Origin of the sequence: Streptomyces mobaraensis, from assembly GCF_020099395.1 — a bacterium.
Lineage (GTDB): Bacteria > Actinomycetota > Actinomycetes > Streptomycetales > Streptomycetaceae > Streptomyces.
Window position 1 is genome coordinate 20,877 of record NZ_CP083590.1, and the last position, 23,308, is coordinate 44,184.

Below are 23,308 nucleotides of genomic sequence, written 5' to 3' on the forward strand. Positions count from 1 at the left end.
AGGCCCCGAACCGGTGGAGAGGAATCGACGGTGCCCCTGCACGTCATCGACCCGGCGCGCCCCCTGCCCCACCCGCCGGACCGCGTCCTCGTCGCGGGCGGCAGCGGGGCGGGCAAGACCACCGTGGCCGGCAAGCTCGCGGCCCTGTTCGGCCTGCCCCGCATCGAGCTGGACGCGCTCTACTACGGGCCCGGCTGGACCGTACGGCCCGGGTTCGCCGAGGACGTCGAGCGGGCGACGCGGCAGCCCCGTTGGGTCACCGAATGGCACTATCCCGAGGTGAACGGGGTGCTGGCGGACCGCGCCGATCTGCTCGTCTGGCTCGACTACCCCACGGGTCTCACCATGACGAGCCTGCTGCTGCGGACGCTGCAGCGCTCCCTGCACCGCGAGGTGCTGTGGAGCGGCAACCAGGAGGCGCCGCTGCGCACGGTGTTCACCGACCCCGAGAACATTCTGCGCTACGGCTGGGCCACCCGGCACGGCACGCGCGACGAGCTGCGGGCGCTGGCCGCCGCCGGCCGCGGGGACGGGCCATGCGTGCTGCGGTTCACCCGCCCCGCGGAGTTGGCGCGCTGGCTGATCCGGCAGGGCCACGAGAGGAGCGTCGCACGTGCGTGAAGAGACACAGGAGCTGGGGGAGTTCGACGAGATCGTGGTCGGCGCGGGTTCGGCCGGCGCGGTGCTCGCCGCCCGGCTGTCCGAGGATTCCGGCCGGCGGGTCCTGCTGGTCGAGGCCGGCCCCGACTACCCGGCCGGCTCCCGGCTGCCGGAGGACCTGCGCAACGGGTGTACGCCGTCGATGGTCGCCCACGACTGGGCGCTGACGGCCGTCCGCGACGACGGCACGCCGCTGCCCCTGCCGCGCGGCAAGGTGGTCGGCGGCTGCTCGGCGGTCAACACCTGCCTCGCCCTGCGGCCCGTCCCGGACGACTTCGCCCTGTGGGCGCGCGCGGCGGGCGGCGACGGCTGGTCGTGGCCGGAGATCCTGCCGTATCTCAACCGCCTGGAGGCCGACGCCGATTTCCGCGGTCCCCGCCACGGGACGGACGGCCCGCTGCCGGTCCGCCGCGCCCCGCGCGCCTCCTGGACACCCCTGTCCACGGCGCTGGTGGACACCGCGACGGCGGCCGGGCACCCGTACGCCGAGGACCACAACGCGCCCGGGGCCACCGGGGCCGGGCCGCTGCCGCTCAACCTCGCCGACGGCGGTGTGCGCGTCTCCACGGCCGGCGCCTACCTCGATCCCGCACGGCGGCGCGCCAACCTGACGGTCCTGGCGGGGTGCCTGGTGGACCGGGTGCTGTTCGAGGGGACACGGGCGACGGGCGTCGCGCTGTCGCGGGCGGACGGCGCTCACGCGGTAGAGGTGCGCGGGGCGCGGGTGACCCTCTGCGCGGGCGCGTACGGCACCCCCGCGATCCTGCACCGCTCCGGCGTCGGCCCGGCCCCCGTCCTGCGGGAGCTGGGTGTCGGCATCGTCGCGGACCTGCCCGGCGTCGGGGCCGGCCTCGTCGACCACTCGCAGGTCGCCATCGGCGTCATCCCCCGGCCGGGCGGGCTCTGCGACCCGCGCGACCCCTGCGCCCAGGTGGTGCTGCGCTACACCGCGCCGGGCTCGGACACGGCCGACGACATGCAGCTGTACGCCCTCAACCACGTCGAACTCGACGTGTACGCCCCGCAGGTGGCCGGGCGGGTGCCCGACGGGCGGGCGTTCATGATGACCTCGAACCTGATGGCCCCGCGCGGCCGGGGGACGGTCACCGCCGTGTCGCGCGACCCGGCCGTACCACCGCGGATCGCCGTCGACTACGCGCGGGACCCGGAGGACCTGCGGCGCCAGCGCGAGGGGGTCCGGCTCTGCTGGGAGCTGCTGCGGCAGCCCGCGTTCGCGGCGCTCACCAAGGAGATCATCGACATGGACGCGGACACGATCCGGTCGCGGACGGCGCTGGACGACTTCGTGCGGCGGGCGGCGCGCACGGCGCACCACCCGATGGGGACGGCACGTATGGGGTCCGGTAACGAGGCCGGGGCCGTGGTGGACGCGCGCTGCCGGGTGCACGGGGTGGAGGGGCTGCGGGTGGCGGACGCGTCGGTGATCCCTGTGCCGTTGCGCGTCAACACGAACCTGGCGGCCATCGCGGTGGGGGAACGCGTCGCGGCCCTCGGCGGCTGAGCCACCGTTCCCGTACCCCTTCGGCCGGGCCGTCCCGGCGCGTGACGGCCCACACTTCCCGCGAGGAGACAGCGTTGTTCGTACTCAAGCACCGTCCCGAGGACTTCCGCGTCCGCGAGAACCTCGTCGTCCGGCTCACCGACGACGCCTCGGCCGCGCACCGCTACGTCCTGCTGCACAAGCGCGGCTACACCACCATGGAGGCCGTCCGCCTCCTCGCCGACCGCATCGGCGTCGCCGGCCGGGAGGTGCGGTACGCCGGGCTCAAGGACGAGGACGGGGTGACCGAGCAGCTGCTGTCCGTCCCCGCGCGGGCGCTCGCCGGCGGGCTGCCCGAATTCCCGGACGGCGAGCGGCGGTTACGGCTGGCGCACTACGGGTACGGGCACGAGCCGCTGGCCGTCGGCAGGCTCGACGGCAACGCCTTCCGCGTCGTCCTGCGCGACCTGGACGACGGCGCCGCCGGACGGCTCGTCGAGCGGCAGCGGATCAACCTGCTGTTCGTCAACTACTACGACACCCAGCGCTTCGGCGTGCCCGGCGGTCCCAAGCGCACGCATCTCGTCGGCGCGGCGCTCCTGGACGGGGAATGGGACCGGGCCCGGCAGGAGCTCGCCGGGCTCGGCGCGCCCGAAAGCGCCGCCGCCCGCGACTGGACGGGCTCCGACGAGGACCTCTTCCGCTCGCTCGACCCGCGCACGGTCGCCTTCTACCTGGCCGCGCACTCGTCGTACCGGTGGAACGCGGAGATCCGCGGGCTGCTCGGCGCCGAGGACGCCGAGGACGTGACGGTGGACGGTCTGCCCTACCGCTTCCCGTCCGGCGCGCGGGCGGCGGCCGCCCTGCAGGCGCGCTGCCCCGAGCTGGCGTACACCCGCTACACATGGGCGGACGGGCCCGAGGAGCACCGGGTGATGCGGCCGACGGTGGTGCAGACGCTGGTGACGGCCGGCGCGCACGGCCCGGACGACGCCTTCCCCGGCCGCCGGGCCGTCGAGCTGAGCTTCCAGCTCCCCTCCGGCAGCTACGCCACGACGGCGCTGCGCCAGCTCATGACCCTGCGATGACGAGGGCCGTCCATGGCATCGCTGCTGCTCAACCGCAGGCCCATCCTGTCGGACGTGCCGGGCTGGCTGCCCGCCGCCTCGCTGGTCGTCGTCACGGCGGCCCCGGCGGCGGCGGGGGTACCGCTCGGGGGTTTCCGGCACGTCGAGACCGTGCCGGACTACGAGGACGACGCCGCGGTGGACCGCGTCATCGACGCGCTCTGCCGTGACCACCGGGTCGAACGGGTGCTGACGACGGCGGAGATCGACGTCGTGCGCGCGGCCCGGGCCCGGGAGCGGCACGGGCTGCCCGGGCAGTCGGTGGAGAGCGCCCTGGCGTACCGGGACAAGTACCGGATGAAGCGCCTGGCGGCGCGGGGCGGTGTGCCCGTGGCGCCGATGGCGCGGGTGCGCGACACGGACGGCGTACGGTCCTTCGCCGCGCGGCACGGGTTCCCGGTGGTGGTGAAGCCGGCCGACGGGGGCGGTTCGGTGGGGGTGCGGGTGCTGCGCGACGCCTCGGCGGCGGCCCGCCTGCCGGCCGGAGAGGGGCTGCTCGTGGAGCGGTTCGTCGACGGGGTGGTGTGCCATGTGGACGGGCTGATGGCCGGCGGGCGGGTACTGCACGCCGTCGCCTCGCGTTATCTGCACTCGAATCTGGACACGGCCGTGCGCGGCCTCCCGAGTGTCAGCGGCATGCTGCCCGCGGACGAGCCGGTGGCGAAGCGGCTGTGCGCGGCCGCCGCCGACACCGTCGCCGCGCTGCCTCCGGTGGTGGAGGTGACGGCGTTCCACGCCGAGTTCTTCCACACGCCGGACGACGGGATCGTGCTGTGCGAGATCGCCTGCCGGCCGGGTGGCTGCGGCATCCCTCAGGCGTACGAGCTCACCACCGGCGTCCAGCCGTACGCGGCCCAGTTGCGCGGTCAGGCCGGGCGGATCAGTGGCGTCGAGGTGGCCGGCGGGCGGCCGCGGCACGGCTGGGCCTGGTTCCCGCCGCGGGCCGGTGTCCTCCGGTGCCTCCCCGCTTCCTGTCCGCTCCCCGGCACCGTCCGCTATACCGCCTGCGGCCGGGTGGGCGCGCGCTACCGGGGGCCGGCGTCCAGTACGGACCGCGTCGCCGAACTGGTCTTCCGCGTCGACGACGCGCGCCCCCTGGAGGACGTGCTGCGTGAGGTCGACGACTGGTGGGCCGGGGCGGTCCGATGGGAGTGACCGGGATACGCACCCGCGGGTTCATGACGGCCATGGTCGTGGACGCGCTGGGCAGCGGCGTGTGGATCACCTTCTCCCTGCTGTACTTCACGTACGGGCAGGGGATGGCGCTCACGTCGGCGGGGGCCGCGCTCAGTACCGGGTCGCTGGCCGCGCTGCTGGCCGGCGGGCTGGCGGTGGGCGCGCTCGCCGACCGGATGGGTCCGTTCCGCGCGGCGACGCTCAGTTGCGCGCTCCGCGCCGCCGCGTTCCCCTGCTATCTGGCCGCCGACCGGCCGGCCGCCGTGGCCGCCGTCGCCTTCGCGGTGAGCTTCGGCGACCGCCTGTACTGGGCGGCGCACGGCGGGCTGGTGGCCGCCGTCACCTCGGCCGAGGAGGCGCGGCGCGGAATGTTCGCCCTGCTGAACAGCCTGCGCAATGTGGGTCTGGGGGTGGGTGCGCTGGGGGTGGCGCTGGGGGCGTCCTTCGAGGACGGTGGCGGGGCGGTGCTGTGGCACAGCATTCCGCTGGTCAACGCGGTGAGTTTCGCCGTCGCGGGGGTGCGGTTCCGGGTGACCGGGCGTCGGGTGCCGCCCGTGCCGGTCCCGCACGGGGGCGACGTGCCCGCGGCCTCGTACCGGACGGTGCTCGCCGACCGCCGCTTCCTCGCCTTCACCGGCGCGACGCTCGCCATCACGCTCTCCAGCGTCGCCTTCGACTCGATCCTGCCGGTGTATCTGCGGTGGCTGGAGATGCCGGTGTGGACGCCGCCGGCGGCCTATGTGCTCTCGTGCGTGGCCATTCCGGCGTTCCAGCCGCTGGCGTTGCGGCTGGGGCGGGAGCGGCCCCCGATGCGGCTGATGGCGCTGGCGGCGCTGCTGATCGCGGCGGGGCTGGGCGGGCTGGTGGCGGCCGGGCGTTTCGGCACGGCGGGGGCGACGGCGCTGGTGGCCGTACTGGTCCTGCTGTTCAGCCTGGGGGAGGCGCTGTTCGGGGCGGTGGCCATGACCATCGTGCTGTCCTTCGCGTCGGCGGCGGACGCCGGCCGCTACAGCGCCTTCTACCAGTTGATCTGGGGGGTGTCCGGGGCGCTGGGCCCGGCCGTGCACACCCTGTTGTTCTCGGTGTCCGGCGGCACGCCGTGGCTGGTGATGGCCTGTGCGCTGCTGGCGGCCGCCGTCGTGTACCGCGGGCTGGACAGGACGGCGGCGCGCGCGGCGCGCCTCGCCGCTGCCGGCCGGAAGGGAGAGGCATGAATCCCACCGAGTTCACCGGGACGGTCACCCGGGCGCTGCGGAGGTTCTGGGGCGGGCGCCGGGCGGTGCTGCTGCTCGACGACTTCGATCACCGGGCCCGTTCGCTGGTCGACGAGCTGCGGATGTGCGGGGCGGAGGTGGGTGCCGTCGTCGCCCGTACCGGGCCGGGGCCCGGGGCACCGCGCGTCGGACCGGGCCGGTATTGCTCGGCCGACGGAGACAGGGCAGGGGAGTTGACGCGTCCGGAGTTCGAGGCGTGGCTGCGGGAGCCGTCCGCGGGGGTACGGGACTGGCTGGACGCCCTGGATCCGGCGCGCGCGTGGGTGGCGCTGGGGACCCCTCGTACCGGGGTGGCGGAGTTCTGCGGGCGTCCGGTGCACGGGTGGCGGCGGCCGGAGTGGGCCGCCGTCGAGGACAAGACCACGATCGACCGGCTGTGGGAGGCGGCCGGCGTGGCTTCTCCGCCGCACCTGGTGGCCGCGGTGGACGAGTTGTCGCGGTCTCCGGCCGGTCTGGGCCGGGTCGCCGGGCCCGCCGGGGCCGTGGTGGCGGCCGATTCCTCGCGTGGCCACGTCGGGGACGCGCTCGGGCTGCGCTGGGTGCCCGATCCGGGCCGCCTCCCGGCCGCCGTCCGGGAGTTCGCCGGCCGCGCGGAGCGGGTGCGCGTCGCCCGTTTCGAGGACGGTGTGCCGTGCAGTGTGCTGGGCATGGCTCTGGCGGACGGGGTGGCGGTGTTCTCGCCCATCGAGATCGTCACCCTCGGCGACCCGGCCACCGGGCGGCTGCTGTTCTGCGGCTCTTCCACGTTCTGGCGGCCGGGCGCGGCGGCCGAGGACGACATCCGGGGGGCGGCGCGCCGCGCGGGCGCGGAGCTCGTCCGGACCACCGGTTACCGGGGTCTGTTCAGCGTGGACGGGCTGCTCACCCCGGACGGCTTCACGGCCACCGAGCTCAATCCCCGGCACGCGTCGGGCCTCGGGCTGCGGGCCGCCCTGCCGGACTTTCCGCTCTACCTCTACCACCGGGCGGCGCAGGAGCGCCTGCCGGGTTTCGACACGGTCACCTGTGCCGATCTGGAGCGGCTGGTGCGGGAGTTGGTGGCGGCCGCGCCGTCGGCGTCCCTGGCGGTGGGCGCGGCGCGCGTCGAGGCCGCGCCCGTCGGCCCGGACCACCGGGCCGGGCCGGCGTGCGCGCGTGCGGCGGCCCGCCTGGGCGAACCGGGCCTGCGCGCCTTCCCCCTCGGGCTTCCCTCCCCTCTCACTCCCCCGCCGTGTGAACCGAACGACGAAAGGTGTACGGCATGAACCACTCCACTCCCCTGGTCAACTCGTGGAACGAATGGGACCCGTTGCGGGAGATCATCGTCGGTGTCGCCGACAGCGCCTGCTTCGAGCCGTCCGAACCCGGCTACCGGCCGGCCCTGCGCGACTCGGACGAGCCCTTCCCGACCGGCCCGAAGCCGGCCGAGATGGTCGACCGGGCCAACGAGCAGCTGGACGGCCTGGTGCGGGTGCTCCAGGCGCAGGGCGTCACGGTGCGCCGCCCGGACGCCGTCGACCTCACGCGCTCCGTGAAGACGCCGACGTTCGAAGTGGCCAACCAGTACTGCGTGGTATGCCCGCGCGACGTGATGATCACGTTGGGCAACGAGATCGTCGAGGCCACCATGTCGCGGCGGGCCCGCTACTTCGAGTACCAGGCGTACCGGAAGCTGGTCTACTCCTACTGGAACGCCGATCCCCGCGTCACGTGGACCGTCGCGCCCAAGCCGTCCATGGCCGACGCCATGTACCGGGAGGACTTCTGGGAGTGGCCGCTGGAGAAGCGCCACGCCGAGATGCACAACTCGGAGTTCTGCGTCACCCAGGACGAAGTGGTCTTCGACGCGGCCGACATGAGCCGCTTCGGCCGCGACATCCTGGTGCAGGAGTCGATGACCACCAACCGGGCCGGCATCCACTGGCTCAAGCGCCATCTGGAGCCGCGGGGCTTCCGGGTGCACCCGGTGCACTTCCCCCTCGACTTCTTCCCCTCCCACATCGACTGCACCTTCGTGCCGCTGCGTCCGGGGCTGGTGCTCACCAATCCGGAGCGGCCGCTGCGGGAGGGCGAGGAGCGGATGTTCCACGACAACGGATGGGAGCTGATCGAGGCGCCGCAGCCGACGTCCGCGAACGACGAGATGCCGCGCTACTGCCAGTCCTCCAAGTGGCTGTCGATGAACGTGCTCAGCGTCTCCCCGAGCACGGTCATCTGCGAGGAGCGGGAGAAGCCGCTGCACGATCTGCTGGACAAGCTGGGCTTCGAGGTGCTGCCGGTGCCGTTCCGGGACGTCTTCGAGTACGGCGGGTCGCTGCACTGCGCGACCTGGGACGTGCACCGGGAGGGCGGGCGGGAGGACTACTTCCCGCGCCTGGACTACACGCCGGTCGCCCCCGCCGTCTGACCCGGCCCGGCGCCTCGGCGTGAGCGCGCGGGAGGGGGCGTGGGCCCGTACGCCTCCTCCCGCCGTTCGCCTCCACGCCGTTCACCCGCCCGTACCGGCGCGTCACTCCTGCGTACCGGCGCGTCACTCCCCCGAACCGGCGCGCCAGACGTCGAACTCCTCGGGCGTCGTGGCCCCGTGGTCGAGCACCGCGCGGTAGACGTCGTAACCGGGGGTGCTGTCGTCGGGCCGCGCGGCGAGCGCCCGCTTGATCCGGAGGATGCGGACGCGGTGCGCGTCGGTCAGCCGTGGCGGCAGGGCGCGCACGTGCGCGAGGTCGGGCTGGCGGTCGGGCTCGTCGACGAACCAGATGTCGAGCGTCCACTCCCGTCCGGCCTCCGAGCGGTACTCCACCCCCAGGTAGAGGCCGTCCGGGTACATCGGGTCGGTGTTCCAGTGCCCGGTGTCGTCGCGGAAGCGGACCTGCCGGACCCGGTCGTGCACCGCCAGGGCGGCGCCTATGTCCGCGACGGCCTTCTTGACGCCGTCCCCCAGGTCCGGGCAGACCACGGTGATGTCGATGTCCCGGCGCACCATCAGCCCCAGCGCCGAACTGCCCACGCGCACGGCCTCGCCGCGCTCCGCCAGCGGTCCGGCCAACTCCAGGTCGGCGACGACCTCGTCGGCCTCGGCCTGGAGCGCCCGCTGCTCCGCGAGGATCGCGGCCGGGTCCTCGGCGGGCGTACGGACGGGCGCTTCACCGCCCGTGGTTCCCGGGGACGGCACGTTCGGTTCCGCGGTCATGGCTCCCCCCTGGTGAGGTGATCTCTATGGCACCACCCACCGTACTCGTCGCCACTGACAACCCGTTCCCCGCTCCCCGCCCGGCGACCGCCGCGTCCAGCAGCGACCAGCCGTCGGCCTCCGCCGCCCGCCGCTCCTCCGGCCGCCACCCGCGGGCCGCCGCCACGTCCAACAGGGCCCGCACGGCGCCCGGTTCGTGCAGGTTCAGGGAGGCGCCCCGGACGTACCCCACGTCCCCTGAGCCCAGCGGGAAACCGCCCGGGACGTACCGGCCCGGCCCCTCGCCGAAGACGACCCGCAGCACACCGCCGGTACCGGCCGGCTGCGGGTACAGCGTGAGGGTCTGGCAGCGGCCCACCGGCCGGCCGCCTTCCTGCGTGCGGTGGCTGTGGCGGAGCGTCCAGAGGTACGCCCGCCCGTCGACGACCAGTCGGCGCGGTTTGTTCGGGTGGCGCGGCATGGGGGCGAGCGTACGGGATGACGGCCCCGCTGACGGGGGCAGGGAACGCACGGGGGAGGTGGACTTCCGGGCGCTCTTCGAAGCGGCCGGTCCGCGTCTGTCCCGGTGGTGCCCACGCCGTCGGTGCTGTCGGTCGTCGAGCGGTCGTCGACAGCGTGTCGGCCACCGGGTGACGGATACGGGCACCCTTCCGTCCGCGGTCCGGGCTCGCGGGGGCGGCGTTCGCAAGGGTGATCGATCGGTTTCGTGCGTTTTCGGCTTGGCCGCATCCGGTCCTGTGCCGGCCGCGCGGACCCTCTGAGATGGAGGGAACGCGCCCGGCGGCGACCGGCCGCCGGCGCACGGACCGCGAGAGAGGAACCCCGCCATGGCTCCCATCCCGGTGAAGCCCGGAATCTACAAGGTCCACGCCCACATCATCGGCCCGACGTCCCTGCTGACCGCCACCGAGTACGCCGTCAAGCACGGCGCTCCCGTCATCACCGACCGGCTGAACCCGCTCCCGATCGAGCAGGAGTGGGCCGTCGAGCCCGCCGAGCCGGTGCCGGGCGCACCCTATGTGATCCACCTCGCGTACCACGAGGCGGCCGGCCTCGTGATCCACGAGGACAAGCTGTGGGTGAACTCCGTTCCCCGCCCGGAATGGGCGAAGTTCACGTTCGAGCGCGTCATCGGCGGCGTGAAGATCCTCTCCGACAAGGGCCTCGCTTTGCGCGCCGGCCACCGCGGCGCGCAGCTCGAACTCACGCCGCCGAAGCCGGAGTTCCAGGAGACCTGGACCCTGGAGTTCGTCCGGCCGCTCGGCGAGGAGTGACCCCGTAGGGAGGCGCGGGAGGGGCGGCCGTCGGGTACCTGGCCGGGCCGTCCCTCCGTTCCCCTGTTCCCCGTTCCCCTGTTCCCCGTTCCCCGTCACCCCGACGTGGAGCACAGGGTGTACGGCGGCTGCCCGGCCGGGTCGTCCAGGTAGTGCCGGAACGCCTCGCTCGCGCACCGTGAGGTGTACGCGGCGCCGTGGCCGTCGGCGTCGGCGAGCAGGACCCGGGTCGTGGCCGGGAGCCGGCGCAGGACGGCGAGGGCGTTGGTCAGCGGGGTGGCCGGGTCGTGGAGGTTGCTGGCGAGGAGGATTCCGGCGCGCGGGGAGACCCGGGGTACGCGCGGCGGGTCGGTGACGGGTGTGGGGTGTCCGGCGCAGTTCCCGGCGATGTCCCAGAACACCGTGGCGCCGAAGCGGGGCGCCGTGTGGCGCAGGCGGTCGGTGTGCCCGGTCAGGGCGCTGTACCGGGACGGCATGGGGAAGTCCGAGCACAGGACGGCCCTAGTCAGCCCTTCCGTCCCCGCGTCCTTCTCCCCGCCGAGCGGGTGCGCGAAGTCCGAGGCGTCGCCGTCGGCCGCGGCGCGCAGCGAGCGGGCGAGGCGGGGCCAGCCGTACTCCTCCAGCCGTCCGCCGCTCATGTGGCGCGCCGCCGCCTTCCTCACCTCGTCGCCGGTGACCCGCCGGCCGGCCCCGGGGGCGGGCAGGGAGGGGGCGGCGGCCAGCCGGTCGAAGACGGCTCCGGCGTCCCGGCCGTGCAGGGCGCAGGCACTGTCCTCCGCGCACCAGCGGGTGAACCGGGTGAAGGCGTTCTCCACGCCGGCCGCGTTGCGGGCGGCGAACTCCGGGAGGTCCACCGAGTGGTCGACCAGGCCGTCGAGGACCAGCGCCCGCGGCGGGCGCTGCCGGTAGCGGTCGAGGTAGGCGGCGGCGTAGACGGTGCCGTAGGACCCGGCGTAGGCCACGAGGCCGTCCCGCTGTCCGATGGCCGTGCGGACGGCCTCGACGTCCTGGGCGGTGTCGTCGGCGGACAGGTGCCTCGCCAGGTCGCCGGTCCGGCGCAGGCAGCTCTCGCCGAACGCGCGGTTGGCGGCGGCGGTCGCGTCGAGCCGCTCCTGGGACGTGATCACCGCCGGCCGGTCCGGCGCGGGCCGGTCGCAGCGCATCGCGCTGCTGCCGCCGACCCCGCGCGGGTCGAACAGCACCACGTCGCGGTTCTCCCGCCACCGCTGCAGCTTCATCAGCGGGCCGATCTCCCGCAGGTACGCGATGCCCAGGCCGGGGCCGCCGGGGATGAGGAGGATCGGGGGTTCCCGCCGGGCCGACGGGCGGGCGGCGGGGATCTTCTCCAGTCTCAGCTGGATGCGCGGGCCGTCCGGCCGGGCGTGGTCGACGGGTACGGGGAGTTCGGCGCACTGGGCCGGCATCCCGTCCTTGGTCCCGCAGTCCCGCCAGGCCGGCGCGGTGTGCCGACCGCCCGTGTTCACGGTGGGGACGGCGCCCGCGGGCAGCCCTCCGGCCAGTGTGAGTGCCACCGTGCCCAGGACGCCGGCGGCCCACAGCGCCCTCCGGGTCCGTGGCGTCCGGGTCCATGACATCCCGGTCCGTGGCGCCCCGGTCTGCGGCGTCCGGGTTCGTGGCATCCGGCGGGGATCCGGATCACCGTCACAAGACATGGCTGGTCCTTTCGTCGTGGGCGCGCGTGACCGTACGAACGGTCTTCTCCGCGCACCCGGGGGAACGTTCGTCCCGGCAGTCTGTGCCGCGGGAGCACTCGGGCGCGCTCGGGCGGCCACCCGGGTACCGGGTACCGCCAGCGGTACCGGGTGCGGCCGCGCCGCACGGCTCGGCGGTGCCTCCGGCGCACCACGCCTCCCCCGCCCTGTCGGCGATGGGCCGTCCGGACCTACAGTGCACGGATGATCAGTCAATCGGCTTGGTTCGGGCGGCCTTTGGCGTTCGACGGGATACGCGACGGGACCGCGGCGGCAGCCGCCGTGATCGGCCGGCTCGCGGGTGGCCTGGGGACCGCGCTGGGCGCGCTCGCCGCCCTGTCCTGGGCGATGCTGGTCGTCCTCCTCTGTCCCGTCGGCGTGGGGGTGGCGCTGCTGCCGACCGTGCCGCGCGCGCTGCGCGCCGCCGCCGGGCGCGAGCGCCGGCGGCTGACCCGGCGGGGGCGGACGATCATCGACCCGTACGCGACGCCCGCGCCGGGGCTCGGCCCGGTAGCCCGGTTCCGGGCCGTGCTGGCGGATCCCGCGACGGGCCGGGACGCCCGGTGGGCGCTGCGGCACGGCGCGTCGGGGCTGCCGGCCGGCCTCCTCGGCCTGCTGCTGCCGATCCTGATCGTGCGGGAGACCGCCTACCCGCTCTACTGGTCGCTGCTGCCCCGGTCCATGGCGGCGTCCGGGCTCGGGTTCCGGGCCGAGGGCTGGCCGGTGGCGGTGGCCGTGGGCGTGGAGGGGCTCGGCTGGTGCGTCGTGACGGCCCTGCTGCTGCCCCGGCTCGCCCGGTCGCAGGAGCGGACGGCGGCCCGGCTGCTCGGTCCCCATCCGAGCGTCGACCTGACGCGGCGGATCGCCGAGGTCACCGCGAGCAGGGCCGCCGCCCTGCGCGCACACGCCGCCGAACTCCGCCGAATCGAGCGGGCGTTGCACGACACGGTGCAGAACCGGCTGGTGGGAGCGGCCCTGTTGATCGGGACCGCCCGGCGGGCCGGCCTCCAGGACACCGCCCGGGCGGACGGACAGCTGGAACGCGCCCAGACGGCCGTCGAGGAGGCGCTGGCCGAACTGCGCGCGGTCGGGCGCGGCGTCTACCCCTCCGTCCTGGAGGAGCGGGGGCTGGAGGGGGCCGTCACCGGACTGGCGGCCGAGTGCGCGGTGCCCTGCCGGGTCGACGTCGGCCCGCTCGGGCAGCCGTCCGCCTCCGCCTCGGCGACGGCGTACCACGTCGTCGCCGAGGCGCTGGCCAACGTCGCCCGGCACAGCGGGGCCACCAGGGCGGAGGTGACGATCCGGCGCACGGGTGACCTCCTGCGCGTCCGGGTCGGCGACGACGGCCGCGGCGGCGCCCGGGAGCGGGCGCCCGAGGGAACGGGACGGGCGGGTGGCACCGGCCTGGCGGGGGTGCGGCACCGTGTCGAGGTCCTGGACGGGAGACTGGTGCTCACCAGCCCGGCCGGCGGGCCGACGGTCGTGGAGGTGGAACTGCCGTGCGCGTGGTGATCGCCGACGACGACACCCTGATCCGGGAGGGGCTGGCCGCGCTGCTGACGGCCGAGGGCTGCGACGTCGCGGCAGCGGTGGCGCACCCGGACGACCTGGCGGCCGCGGTGGCCGCCCACCGGCCCGACGTCGCCGTCGTCGACGTCCGGATGCCGCCCACGCACACCGACGAGGGCATCCGCGCCGCCGTCCGCGTCCGGCGGTTCGCGCACCCGCCCGCTGTGCTCATCCTCTCCGCGCACGCCGAGCAGTCCTTCGCCACCGAACTGCTGGCGGCCGGCGCGGCGGGGATCGGCTACCTGCTGAAGGAACGGGTCGGCCGGGTGCGGGAGTTCGTCGACGCGCTGCGCCGCGTGGCCGACGGCGGCACCGCCATCGACCCGGAGGTGGTCTCCCGGCTGCTCGCGCGCCGGCAGGCCGTGGACGCCGTCGCGGGCCTGACCGCACGCGAACGCGAGGTCCTGGCCCTCATGGCACAGGGGCTGGGCAACACGGCCCTCGCCCGCCGCCTCGGCGTCAGCGACAACGCCGTGCAGAAGCACATCCGGAAGATCTTCGCGAAGCTCGGTCTGCCGCCGGACGAGGAAGTGGACCGGCGGGTCGTGGCCGTTCTGCGCCATCTGGAGGCGCTGGGCCGCTGACGCGCGGCCCGGCCGAGGGCCGACGGCTTGACCCGTGTCCCGCGACGCGCCGGGTGTGGACGACGCCGCCTGACCGCGCGGTCGTGACCCGGCTCTGGTCGCCGGTCGCCGGTCGCCGGTCGCCGGTCGCCGGTCCGAGCCTGCACCGCCTACGCCGCCCCGTTCCCCGGGGGCGGGAAGAGAACGGGCCGGGGCGCGCGGGCTGGAGGGAGTGGCGGGAGGCCGGCGTCATCGGCCGACGGGCGCTCGCCGGTGCGGACGGGGAGCCGGACCGTACCCGGTGGCGGCGAGGCGGTGGGCGTCGGGCACGGGGGGCGAGGGCGGGGGCAGGACGGGCCGCCGTTGCCGAGAGGAACGTCAGGAGCCACGTCACTCGCGGCGAGGGGCCGCGCGGGGCCGGGCAAAGGGAGGCCGGGCCGGCAGCGCCGGCCCGCGGGTGCTCACCGGTTCGGGCCGGGAGCCGGGTGGGACCCGGTGGCGGCGAGGTGCCGGGCGTCGGGAGTGGCGGGCGAGAGGGTCAACCCGCCCTCGCCGGACGTCAGTTCGGTCAGTGCGAAGCAGCCGACGCACAGGGTGAGCAGGCCGGCGATCAGGTCGGCGGTGTCGCTCACGCCCAGCAGGGCCGAGGTGGCCGGCGAACGCCCGACGTCCATCCAGTCGCCGGCCGCGAAGGCGACACCGACCCCCGCCCAGGCCATCGCCAGCGGCACGCCCACCCGTGCCCGTCGCCACCGGCGGAACACCAGTGCGTACAGGCCGGCCGCCCCGGCCAGTGCCCCCAGGCCGTGCACCAGGTCGCGGGTGCGGCCGATGGCGTTCCGGCGGGCGATCCACTCCGCGTTCATGCCGGCGTCCGATCCCAGTCCCCACAGCAGGCGGAGCACTCCCGAGCAGACGAGGAACCCGAGGGCGAGCCCGGTGAGCACGCGCTGCGTGCCCTGGGTGCCGGCCGGATCGGTCAGGTCCCGGACGCGGGTGCGCAGGAGGACGCCCCAGCGCTCGTCGACGTACAGCGTGAACGCCGCGAGCAGGACCAGCCCTTCGGCGCAGAGCCCGCCGTAGACGACGCCGAACACCCAGGGGCTGAGCATGTCGTTGGACATGGCCGGGTTCTTCGCGCCGGTCGCCGCGATGACGCCCTGGCCGACCGGCAGGGCGATCATCAGCGAGACGAGCATGCCCGTCGCGACCCACATCGGGAAGAGGATCAGCCACGCGCGGACGTGCCGCCCGCCGGGCCGGGTCAGGACGTGGGCGATCAGCGCCGCGATCGCGTCCATCCCGAACGTCACGGCGTTGGCGGCGATCCACTGTCCCCGCGAGAGGCTGCCGAGGTCCCGTACCCCGGCGTCGGCCCCGGCGACCCACAGCAGCTTCAGTGTCAGATACGGCAGGCAGGCGGCGACGGCGAACCGGGCGAGGAGCCGGCGCCGGCGGGCTCGGCGTTCGGAGTGATCAGGCATGGACACGACTCTGGCCCGCCCGGCCCGGCGGCTCGTCATGCCACGGGACGGGACCGCTCCCCCGTACGGCGGAGCGCCCTTCGTCCGGCCGCCGTACGGCGTGCGGCATGCGGCATGCGGCGGGCCGCGCCCGCACGTTCGCCGGGGCGCGGGCCGCTCCTGCCTCAGGGCGTGAGGTCCTCCACCCGGAGGGCGACGGGGCCGAAGAGGTCCCGGATGGCCGTCAGGGCCGCGGTGTGGAGGGTGGCGGCCGGGACGGTGGTGCCGTCGGGGGCCGTCAGGGAGCGGGTGGCGGTGGCCTCGGCGACGACGGTGGGGCGGTAGCCGAGGGCGAAGGCGCCCTGTGCGGTGTGGCTGACGCACATGTGGGTCATAAAGCCGGCCAGCACCAGGTCGGGTCCGGCGTCCAGGGTGCGCAGGGCCGCCTCCAGGCCGGTGGCGTGGAAGGCGTCGGGGAACTGCTTGACGACCACCGGTTCCCCTTCCAGGGGGGCGACCTCGTCGCTGATCGCGCCGATGTCGGCCCGGATGTCGTACGCGGTGCCGGCGCCGCCGTCGTTGACGACGTGCACCACCGGGGCGCCCGCGGAGCGGGCGGCGGTCAGCAGGCGGGCGCCGGCGGCCAAGGCGGCCTCGGCGCCGTCGAGGGCCATGACGCCGGTGCGGTAGGTGTTCTGGAAGTCGATCATGACCACCGTGGTGTCCTTCAGCTGCGGCAGCCGGTCGTCCAGGCCGATGACGTCACGCAGGGTCGTCGAAGTAGACATGGGAATACTTCCTCTCAAGGCGTTGCGAAAAGGGCGTAGTTGGGTGCGCGGGGGCCGTGTGGTGACCTGGGAGTGAAGGGGTCAGGCGGTGCGGAAGCGGCGGCGGTACGCGGCCGGGGTGGTGCCGATCTGCCGGCGGAACGCCCGGTGCAGGGTCTCCAGCGACCGCAGGCCGCAGGCCCGGGCGACGTCCTCCAGGGGTCGGTCGGTGGTCTCCAGCAGACGCCGGGCGGCCTCCACCCGGGCGGCTTCGACGTAGCCGGCCGGAGTGGCACCGGTCTCCTGGGCGAACACACGGGAGAAGTGCCGTTCGCTCAGGCACATCCGTGCCGCCAGGGCGGCCGCCGAAAGGTCCTCGTCGAGGTGTTCGCCGATGTACCGGCGCAGCTCGTCGACGTCCCTGCGGGACGACGCCGGGCGGCTGATCGGCACGCTGAACTGGCTCTGGCCGCCGGGGCGTTTGAGGTAGACGACCAGCTGGCGGGCCACGGCCAGCGCCAGGTCCTCGCCGTGGTCCTCGGCGACCAGGGCGAGGGCCAGGTCGAGGCAGGCGCTGATGCCCGCCCCGGTCCAGACCCGCCCCGAGCGGACGAAGATCGGGTCCGCGTCGACGTCCACCCGCGGGTGGTCCGCGGCGAGTTGCGCGGCGGTCGACCAGTGTGTGGTCGCTCTCCGGCCGTCCAGCATCCCCGCCGCGGCCAGCAGGTGCGCGCCCACGCACACTGAGGCGACGCGCCGCGCGTGGGGTGCGGTGGCCTTGATCCATTCCACGAGGCCGTCGTCGATCCTGGCCCGCGGGCCCTCGGGGCCGGGGTCGACCGCTCCGGGGACGAGCAGGGTGTCCACCGCCGCCCCGACCTCGCCCATGCCCAGGTCGGTCACCAGGCGCACCCCCGCCGACGTCGCCACGGCCTCCCCGGCCGGGCCGGGGCCGGCCAGCCGTACCTCGTATCCGGCGCGGCCGCGGCTCTCCCGGTTGGCCAGGGCGAACACCTCGGCCGGGCCGGTGACGTCGAGGAGGTCGACATCGGGGAAGACCGCGATGACCACGCGGTGGTGCGTCTGGTGCATGTCCCCATCGTCCGGGCTCCGGCACCGTGGCCGCAATGACGTGGTTCTGTCACATCCGGACATGGCGCTGCGGGGGCATGGGAATACCCAGCCCCCCGCCTCCCGGGGAAGCGAGAGCGGCCCGGCTGGGGCGGCCGCCGTGGCCCCAGCCGGGTCCGCGCCCTCGTCCGGGCGCCGGTCACCGTGTACCGGCGGCTACTTCCAGAGCTGGTGCCGGTCGTTGGCCCAGCCCGTCATGCTGACGTTGCCGTCGTTGTCGGCGGTGAGGTACAGCCGGGACTGGCGGTTCTTCAGGCGGAACGCCTTGTAGTTGCCGTCCCACTCCTCGTACCACTGCTCGTAGTAGTTGACCGGGCCGGAGCAGGGCTCCAGGTAGACCGACCGCTCGTAGGCCGTCAGGCACTTGCCGTCGGATCCCGGGGTCTTCTCGGCCCAGGCTCCGTCGGGGTTCTCCAGGTTGCTGTTGTCGTCATGCCACTGGATCTCCCCCAGGCCCCCGCCCAGCGTCCGGCAGGCGTAGTCCTTGCCCTGCGGGTTGGTCCACACCGCGTTGCGGGAGGTGCTGAAGCGCAGGCAGTCGTAGGTGCCCTGGTTCCTCCAGGTGACGTCGGCGTCCTGCGCCGACGCCGCGCCGGACGCGGCGAGCAGGGCCATGGGTATGGCGGCCGCCAGGAACACGGATCTGGCCGCACGTGACTTGGACATGGTTCTCTTCCTCTCGGGGTTGTGCGCCGCGGGGCCGGCGACGGGTGCCGTCCCGCACTCCGGGACGGGTTTTCCCGGGTGCCGGAATGCCGCCCGCTCGCGGGTCGCGCCGGGCGAAAAAGTAGCCCAGGGCCTCCCGGCGCCGGGTGTCGTCCCGCACGGTGAGGGCGGGGTTCCGGTGCCGCCGTGCACAGCGGGCCGCGTCGTCGCCGGGGAGACGGGTGCGAAACTCGCGAGTGATCTCCCTACGGCCGGATCAGTACGCTGACCCGGTACGTGTACGCGAGCCCGGCCGGAGCGGTGCGGCCGCCCGGGGGTGGCGGGGCCCCGGGCGAGCTCTTCTTTCATCTGGGGGTTCGAGGATGGCCAGCGGGACGGGGGTGCCCGGTGTCGTCACCGGCCGGGCGGCGGACACGACGGGCGCAGGGGGGCCGGCGCAAAGGGCCGACGACGTTCTGGCCCTGCAGCGGGCGGCCCGAAAGGGGGGGTCCCGGGCGGTACTCGGCCGGCTCGCCGAACGCAGCCGCGCGGACGTGCTGTTGGTGGGCCCCTCCGGGGCGCTGCTGTCCTCGGGCCGGCCGCCACGCCACGCGGCAGGCGAAGCGGTCTGGCGGGCGATCCGGTGCGGAGTGGGCGAACTCGCCCGAAGACGGGCGCGGTCCATGGCCATCGACGTACCGGGGCACACCGTCTTCCTGTATCCCCTGGACGGCCAGGGTGATCCCGCCGCGCCCGTGCTCGCGGCGGTCGCGCCGCGTCCGGACGCCGGCGGGGCGGCACCGCTGCTCGCGGACGCCGCGACGATCCTGGGCCTGTGCTGGAGGGCCGAGCGCACCGAGGGGCTGCGCTCCCGGCTCGAAGCCGCCGACCATCGCACGCGGGAAGTCGTGCTGCACCTGCTGATGAACGGTCATGTCGTGGCCGCCCGCCAGGTCGCGGGGGCCCTCGGGCCCGGGCTGCCCGACACGATCCGGGTCTGCGTCGTCGAAGGCCCGCCCGCCGCGCGCGGTGAGATCGCCGCCCACCTGAGGGGCAGCGCCCCCGAGGCGTGGATCGTGCCCTGCCCGGTGTACGAAGCCCATCTGATCGTCCTCGCCCCGGCGGCCGACGGCGCCACCGCCGCGGGCGTCCAGCCCCCGGAGCATCCCCCGGCGTACCTCCGGTCGGCGCTGGGCCCCTGCTGGGCGGGGATGAGCGACGCCGTACCGCTCGCGGACACGGTCACGGGGTACGCGCAGGCGTTCCACGCGCTGGCCGCCGCCCGCCACCGCGCCGACCGCCGCGCGTCCTTCGCGTGCGGCCCGGACCTGCCGCTGGCCCTCGGCCCCGCCGCGACCGCCTGGGCCGAGCGGTTCCTCGCCCCGCTGCGGGAACACGGCGCCCGGCGGCCGCAGGATCCCGGGAGCGCCGAACTGCTCGCCACCGCCGCGTCGTGGCTCCGCTTCTCGTCGCGGGCGACGGAACACCTCAAGATCCACCGCAACACCCTGTCGGCGCGGCTCAAGCACATCGCACGGCGGCTGGACACGGACCTCGACCGGCTGGCCGACCAGTCCGCTCTCGCTCTCGCCCTGCGCGTCCTCACCACGGCCCACCCGGCCGGTACGGCGCCCGGTAGTACGGCGCCCGGTCCGGCACCGCGAGGCGAGACGGCGGTCCACCGGCTGGACGACCGGCTCGACGACCTGCTCGCTCACCCCGCCGTCACCCGCTGGGCCCGTGTCCAGCTCCGGCCGCTCACCGCCGGGGACCCGTCGGGCGAACTGGTCCGGACGCTGGAGACGTGGCTCGACCACGACGCCCGCGTCGACGCCACGGCCGCGGCCCTGTCCCTGTCGGTCACCGCCGTCCGCAAGCGCCTGGTACGCGCCGAAGCGGTCCTGCAGCGCTCGCTCCTCCGTCCGCCGACCGCCCGCCACGATCTCTGGCTGGCCCGGCGGGCGCTCGTCCTGGCGGCCCCGACGGAACCCTGAGGCCCGTCCGCCGGTCCGTCGTCCTCCCGCCCCCATGACCTGCGGGCGGCCCCGTCGTTGTCCCGGGCATGGGCCGTTCGGCGGGGAGCATCGGTGGGGAGCGTTCGATGGGGCACATGTCGGCGGGGCGCATGGCGGCGGGGCACGCTTTGGCGGGGCGCACGGGGAACGCGGCGGAAGCGGGAAGACGGACGCGGCGGGAGTTCCTGGGCGCGGCGGCCGGGGCGGGCGGGGCGGTGCTCGTGGGGGCGGGCCGGGCCGGCGCCGGCGGCCGGGCGGGTCCCGGCCGCAGCGTGGCCGTCCTCGGCGGCGGCGTCGCCGGGCTCAGCGCGGCTCAGGAACTCGCCGAACGCGGCTACCTGGTCACCGTCTACGAACGCGAGACCGCGCTGGGCGGCAAGGCACGCAGCAAGTACGTACCGGGGAGCGGCACCGGAGGCCGCCGCCCGCTCCCGGGCGAGCACGGCTTCCGCTTCTTCCCCGGCTTCTACCGCAACCTCCCCGACACCATGCGGCGCATCCCGCTGCCGGACGGCGGCGGATCGGTCCACGACAACCTGATGAACGCGACCGACGGCCTGGTGGTGCGCACGGGAGGCCGCCCCGACCTGACGGTCCCCTTCCGTACCCTCCTCGCCCCGCCGGACCCGGCGACGCTGCTGCCGGACGCGCTGCTGCGCAATCTGACCGCGTCGCTGGACACCGTCCTGCACCTGCCGCCCACGGAGGTCGCCTACTTCGCCAACCGGCTGCTGGTCCACCTCACCAGCTGTGACCAGCGCCGCTTCGGGCAGTGGGAGCGGGTGCCCTGGTGGGACTTCATCCGGGCCGACCGGATGTCGCGGGACTACCGCCATCTCCTCGGCACCGGCATGACCCGCAATCTCGTCGCCATCAAGGCCGAGGTGGCCAGCACCCGGACCGTGGCCCGCATCATCCAGGCGTTCCTCTGCGACATCGTGTCCCGGGGCAACGACGGGGAGCCCGACCGCGTCCTCAACGCGCCGACCGACGAGGCGTGGATCACCCCGTGGGTGCGCCATCTGCGCTCCCTCGGCGTCCGATTCGTCCTGGGCGGTGAGGTCCGGGAGGTGCTGTACGGGGACGGGCGGGTCACCGGTGTCCGGCTGGGCTCCCCGCTCGGCGGCGCCGACCGCCGCGTCACCGCCGACCACTACCTCAGCGCTATGCCCGTCGAGCACGCCCGCGCCACCTGGGGACGGGAGTTGCGCGCGGCGGACGGGCGGCTCGCGCGCTGCGACCGGCTCCAAACGGACTGGATGGTCGGTGTGCAGTACTTCCTGCGCACCCGTACGCCCATCGTCCACGGGCACACCGACCACATCGACTCGCCCTGGGCCCTCACGACCATCAGCCAGGCCCAGTTCTGGCCCGGCCGCGACTTCCGCGCCGACTACGGCGACGGCCGGGTGGCCGACTGCCTGTCCGTGTGCGTCTCGGAGTGGCGCAAGCCGGGGATCCTGTACGGGAAGCCGGCGATCCGCTGCACCCGCGAGGAGGTCGCGCGCGAGGTGTGGGCGCAGCTCAAGTCCGGTCTGAACGACACCGGCCGGCGGGTCCTGGACGACGCGGACGTCCACACCTGGTTCATCGACCCGGCCGTCACCGGTCTGGGCGGCCCCTCGCCGGTCAACCGCGAGCAGCTCTTCATCCACCCGGTGGGCACCTGGTTCGACCGCCCGCCGAGCCGGACGGCGGTGCCGAACTTCTTCCTGGCCGGCGACTACGTGGCCACGGACGTCGACCTGGCCACGATGGAGGGCGCGAACGAGTCGGCGCGCCGCGCGGTCAACGCCCTGCTGGAGGCGGACGGCTCCCCGGCGCCGCCCTGCCGCGTCTGGCCGCTGTACCGCCCCCCGGAGCTGGAACCGTTCCACCGGCAGGACCGGGCCCGGTACGAGGCCGGCCGGCCCAACGTGTTCGACCTGGGCTGACCCGCTGTCCGCCCGCCGGAACCGGTTTCGACGGGCGGACAGCGGGCGTCCGGGGGCCCGGCGCCGCTCCCTACCAGGTGACGAGGATCTCCGCCGGCATGATCGCCATGCGGTGGGGGTGCCAGGGCACCTCGGCGGCCGGGACCGCCGGGCGGAGGTCCGGGAGGTGGTCGACGAGGACGCGGAACGCCGTGGCGGAGTGGCGGCGGACCAGGTGGGCGCCGGGGCAGTGGTGGCGGCCGTAGCCGAAGCGGAGGTGCGGGTTGGGCGAGCGGGACGGGTCGAAGGTCTCCGGGGCGGGGAAGGCGGCCGGGTCGTAGTTGACGGCGTCCAGGGAGAGCAGGACGAGGTCGCCTTGTTTGAGGGACGCCGCGCCGAGTTCGGTGTCCCGGGTGACGTAGCGCGGGATCGCGTTGCCCAGCACGACGCTGTAGCGCAGCAGTTCCTCCACGCACTGGGGTGCCGTCTCCGGGTGCTCCCTCAGCGTCCTGAGCGCTTCGGGCCTCTGGAGGAGGTTGAATACCGCCACGCCCAGGAAGCTGGCGAAGTCCTCGTAGCCGCTGACGAAGAGGACGGCGACGATGTTCGACAACTGCCGGTCGGTCAGGCCCTGGTGGCGGGCGTTGAGGTCGGCGAGGCGGTCCGCCAGGCCGCGTGGCTCGCCCGGGCGGCGGGCGGCCATGTGCGCGTGCATGTGCCGGCGGATCTCCTCCCAGTTGCCGGCGAGTTCCTCGTCCGAGTACGTGACCATCGTCAGGTCGACGTCGGCGCGGGGGGCCAGGTACGCGCGGTCCTCGAAGGACAGCCCGAGCAGGCGCAGCATGCAGCGGGCGGCGACCCGTTCGGCGAAGTGCTGCTGGAGGTCGCCCGGCGCGCCCTCGCGCACCATGGCGTCCAGGCCCTCGCGGGTGGCCTCGGCGACCCACACGTCGGGCAGGTCGGGCTGGTCGCGGCCGAGGGCCTTGAGCACCTCGTCGCGCAGCCCGGCGTTCCGGAGGTGGTTCATGGCGTCCAGCAGTTCGGGCGCCAGGATGGGGGCGTCCTGGGCCGGGCTGTCGGCCTCGCCGAGGACGGAGCGGGCGAAGGCCCGGTCGCGCAGCACGTGGCGGGTGAGGTCGTAGCCGGTGACGAGCCACGCCTCGCCGCCGGAGTTGGTGCCGACGCGGGCCACCGGGCAGCGGCCGCGCAGTTCGGTGAGCTCGGGGGCGAGGCGGTCGCCCTTGGTGCTGAACGGGTAGCGCGGCAGCGGCTCTTCGCGCGGTCCGCTGAGGTCGGTGTGCGGTGTGGTCACGGGGGTGGGGGCCTCTCTCGTCGGCGTGGGGGCGGTA

The 23,308-nt window shown here is 74.9% G+C and carries 20 protein-coding genes; 12 read left to right on the forward strand and 8 right to left on the reverse strand.

The genetic code is table 11. The features are described 5' to 3' along the window. Nucleotides 1-30: 30 nt before the first annotated feature. The 7 genes from K7I03_RS00105 to K7I03_RS00135 all read left to right on the forward strand — a co-directional run bounded on the left by K7I03_RS00105 (nucleotide 31) and on the right by K7I03_RS00135 (nucleotide 8,124). Nucleotides 31-621 carry a P-loop NTPase family protein gene (locus K7I03_RS00105; protein ID WP_185945937.1) on the forward strand — a complete coding sequence of 197 codons (591 nt, stop codon included), beginning with the start codon at nucleotides 31-33 and terminating at the stop codon, nucleotides 619-621. Beyond that, nucleotides 614-2,182, forward strand: coding sequence for a GMC family oxidoreductase (locus K7I03_RS00110; protein WP_224346779.1), 1,569 nt, complete (start codon nucleotides 614-616; stop codon nucleotides 2,180-2,182). The genes K7I03_RS00105 and K7I03_RS00110 overlap by 8 nt, the downstream gene beginning before the upstream one ends. Before the next feature lie 74 nt (nucleotides 2,183-2,256). After that, nucleotides 2,257-3,249 (forward strand): tRNA pseudouridine(13) synthase TruD, encoded by a 993-nt coding sequence (gene truD / locus K7I03_RS00115; RefSeq protein ID WP_185945936.1) that lies wholly within the window; start codon nucleotides 2,257-2,259, stop codon nucleotides 3,247-3,249. A gap of 12 nt (nucleotides 3,250-3,261) precedes the next feature. Then, a complete protein-coding gene (locus K7I03_RS00120; RefSeq protein ID WP_185945935.1) occupies nucleotides 3,262-4,443 on the forward strand; it encodes an ATP-grasp domain-containing protein in 1,182 nt (393 codons plus the stop codon). A gap of 23 nt (nucleotides 4,444-4,466) precedes the next feature. Next, nucleotides 4,467-5,678, forward strand: a complete 1,212-nt coding sequence (locus tag K7I03_RS00125) for an MFS transporter (RefSeq protein WP_224346780.1) — start codon at nucleotides 4,467-4,469, stop codon at nucleotides 5,676-5,678. Further along, a complete protein-coding gene (locus tag K7I03_RS00130; protein WP_224346781.1) occupies nucleotides 5,675-6,982 on the forward strand; it encodes a hypothetical protein in 1,308 nt (435 codons plus the stop codon). The genes K7I03_RS00125 and K7I03_RS00130 overlap by 4 nt, the downstream gene beginning before the upstream one ends. Continuing rightward, nucleotides 6,979-8,124, forward strand: coding sequence for a glycine amidinotransferase (locus K7I03_RS00135; RefSeq protein WP_185945933.1), 1,146 nt, complete (start codon nucleotides 6,979-6,981; stop codon nucleotides 8,122-8,124). Before K7I03_RS00130 ends, K7I03_RS00135 begins: the two co-directional genes overlap by 4 nt. A gap of 123 nt (nucleotides 8,125-8,247) precedes the next feature. Here K7I03_RS00135 and K7I03_RS00140 read toward each other — a convergent pair whose 3' ends face one another. Beyond that, nucleotides 8,248-8,907 (reverse strand): hypothetical protein, encoded by a 660-nt coding sequence (locus K7I03_RS00140; protein ID WP_185945932.1) that lies wholly within the window; start codon nucleotides 8,905-8,907, stop codon nucleotides 8,248-8,250. Then, the gene (locus K7I03_RS00145) at nucleotides 8,861-9,367 is read right to left on the reverse strand and encodes a hypothetical protein (protein WP_398856265.1); all 507 of its coding nucleotides are present in this window, start codon (nucleotides 9,365-9,367) and stop codon (nucleotides 8,861-8,863) included. Before K7I03_RS00145 ends, K7I03_RS00140 begins: the two co-directional genes overlap by 47 nt. 367 nt (nucleotides 9,368-9,734) lie before the next feature. Here K7I03_RS00145 and K7I03_RS00150 point away from each other — a divergent pair, with 367 nt between their 5' ends. Then, on the forward strand, nucleotides 9,735-10,181 hold the full coding sequence (locus tag K7I03_RS00150) for a hypothetical protein (protein WP_185945931.1): 447 nt from the start codon (nucleotides 9,735-9,737) through the stop codon (nucleotides 10,179-10,181). A gap of 95 nt (nucleotides 10,182-10,276) precedes the next feature. Here the strand turns inward: K7I03_RS00150 and K7I03_RS00155 are convergent, their stop codons facing one another. Beyond that, nucleotides 10,277-11,713, reverse strand: a complete 1,437-nt coding sequence (locus K7I03_RS00155; RefSeq protein WP_185945930.1) for an alpha/beta fold hydrolase — start codon at nucleotides 11,711-11,713, stop codon at nucleotides 10,277-10,279. Nucleotides 11,714-12,097: 384 nt separating this feature from the next. Between K7I03_RS00155 and K7I03_RS00160 the strand changes: the two genes are divergently transcribed. After that, complete coding sequence (locus tag K7I03_RS00160) at nucleotides 12,098-13,405, forward strand: sensor histidine kinase (RefSeq protein ID WP_224346782.1); 1,308 nt, start codon at nucleotides 12,098-12,100, stop codon at nucleotides 13,403-13,405. Further along, on the forward strand, nucleotides 13,393-14,046 hold the full coding sequence (locus K7I03_RS00165; protein WP_185945929.1) for a response regulator transcription factor: 654 nt from the start codon (nucleotides 13,393-13,395) through the stop codon (nucleotides 14,044-14,046). The genes K7I03_RS00160 and K7I03_RS00165 overlap by 13 nt, the downstream gene beginning before the upstream one ends. Before the next feature lie 440 nt (nucleotides 14,047-14,486). On the opposite strand, the gene K7I03_RS00170 is transcribed toward K7I03_RS00165, so the two are convergent. The 4 genes from K7I03_RS00170 to K7I03_RS00185 form a co-directional block, all read right to left on the reverse strand. Then, nucleotides 14,487-15,509, reverse strand: a complete 1,023-nt coding sequence (locus tag K7I03_RS00170; RefSeq protein WP_185945928.1) for a hypothetical protein — start codon at nucleotides 15,507-15,509, stop codon at nucleotides 14,487-14,489. 164 nt (nucleotides 15,510-15,673) lie between these two features. Continuing rightward, entirely contained in the window at nucleotides 15,674-16,276 is a 603-nt protein-coding gene (locus tag K7I03_RS00175) for an isochorismatase family protein (protein WP_185945927.1), read from the reverse strand. An 81-nt stretch (nucleotides 16,277-16,357) separates the two neighbouring features. After that, nucleotides 16,358-17,347: a GlxA family transcriptional regulator gene (locus tag K7I03_RS00180; RefSeq protein WP_185945926.1), complete on the reverse strand. Its 990-nt coding sequence runs from the start codon at nucleotides 17,345-17,347 to the stop codon at nucleotides 16,358-16,360. Nucleotides 17,348-17,542: 195 nt separating this feature from the next. Continuing rightward, nucleotides 17,543-18,052 (reverse strand): hypothetical protein, encoded by a 510-nt coding sequence (locus tag K7I03_RS00185; RefSeq protein WP_185945925.1) that lies wholly within the window; start codon nucleotides 18,050-18,052, stop codon nucleotides 17,543-17,545. Between the two features lie 362 nt (nucleotides 18,053-18,414). On the opposite strand from K7I03_RS00185, the gene K7I03_RS00190 reads away from it, so the two are divergent. Both K7I03_RS00190 and K7I03_RS00195 read left to right on the forward strand, forming a co-directional pair. After that, nucleotides 18,415-20,025 (forward strand): helix-turn-helix domain-containing protein, encoded by a 1,611-nt coding sequence (locus K7I03_RS00190; protein WP_224346783.1) that lies wholly within the window; start codon nucleotides 18,415-18,417, stop codon nucleotides 20,023-20,025. Nucleotides 20,026-20,156: 131 nt separating this feature from the next. Beyond that, the gene (locus K7I03_RS00195; protein ID WP_185945948.1) at nucleotides 20,157-21,980 is read left to right on the forward strand and encodes a hydroxysqualene dehydroxylase; all 1,824 of its coding nucleotides are present in this window, start codon (nucleotides 20,157-20,159) and stop codon (nucleotides 21,978-21,980) included. 70 nt (nucleotides 21,981-22,050) lie between these two features. Here K7I03_RS00195 and K7I03_RS00200 read toward each other — a convergent pair whose 3' ends face one another. After that, complete coding sequence (locus K7I03_RS00200; protein ID WP_185945924.1) at nucleotides 22,051-23,271, reverse strand: cytochrome P450; 1,221 nt, start codon at nucleotides 23,269-23,271, stop codon at nucleotides 22,051-22,053. Nucleotides 23,272-23,308 lie beyond the last annotated feature (37 nt).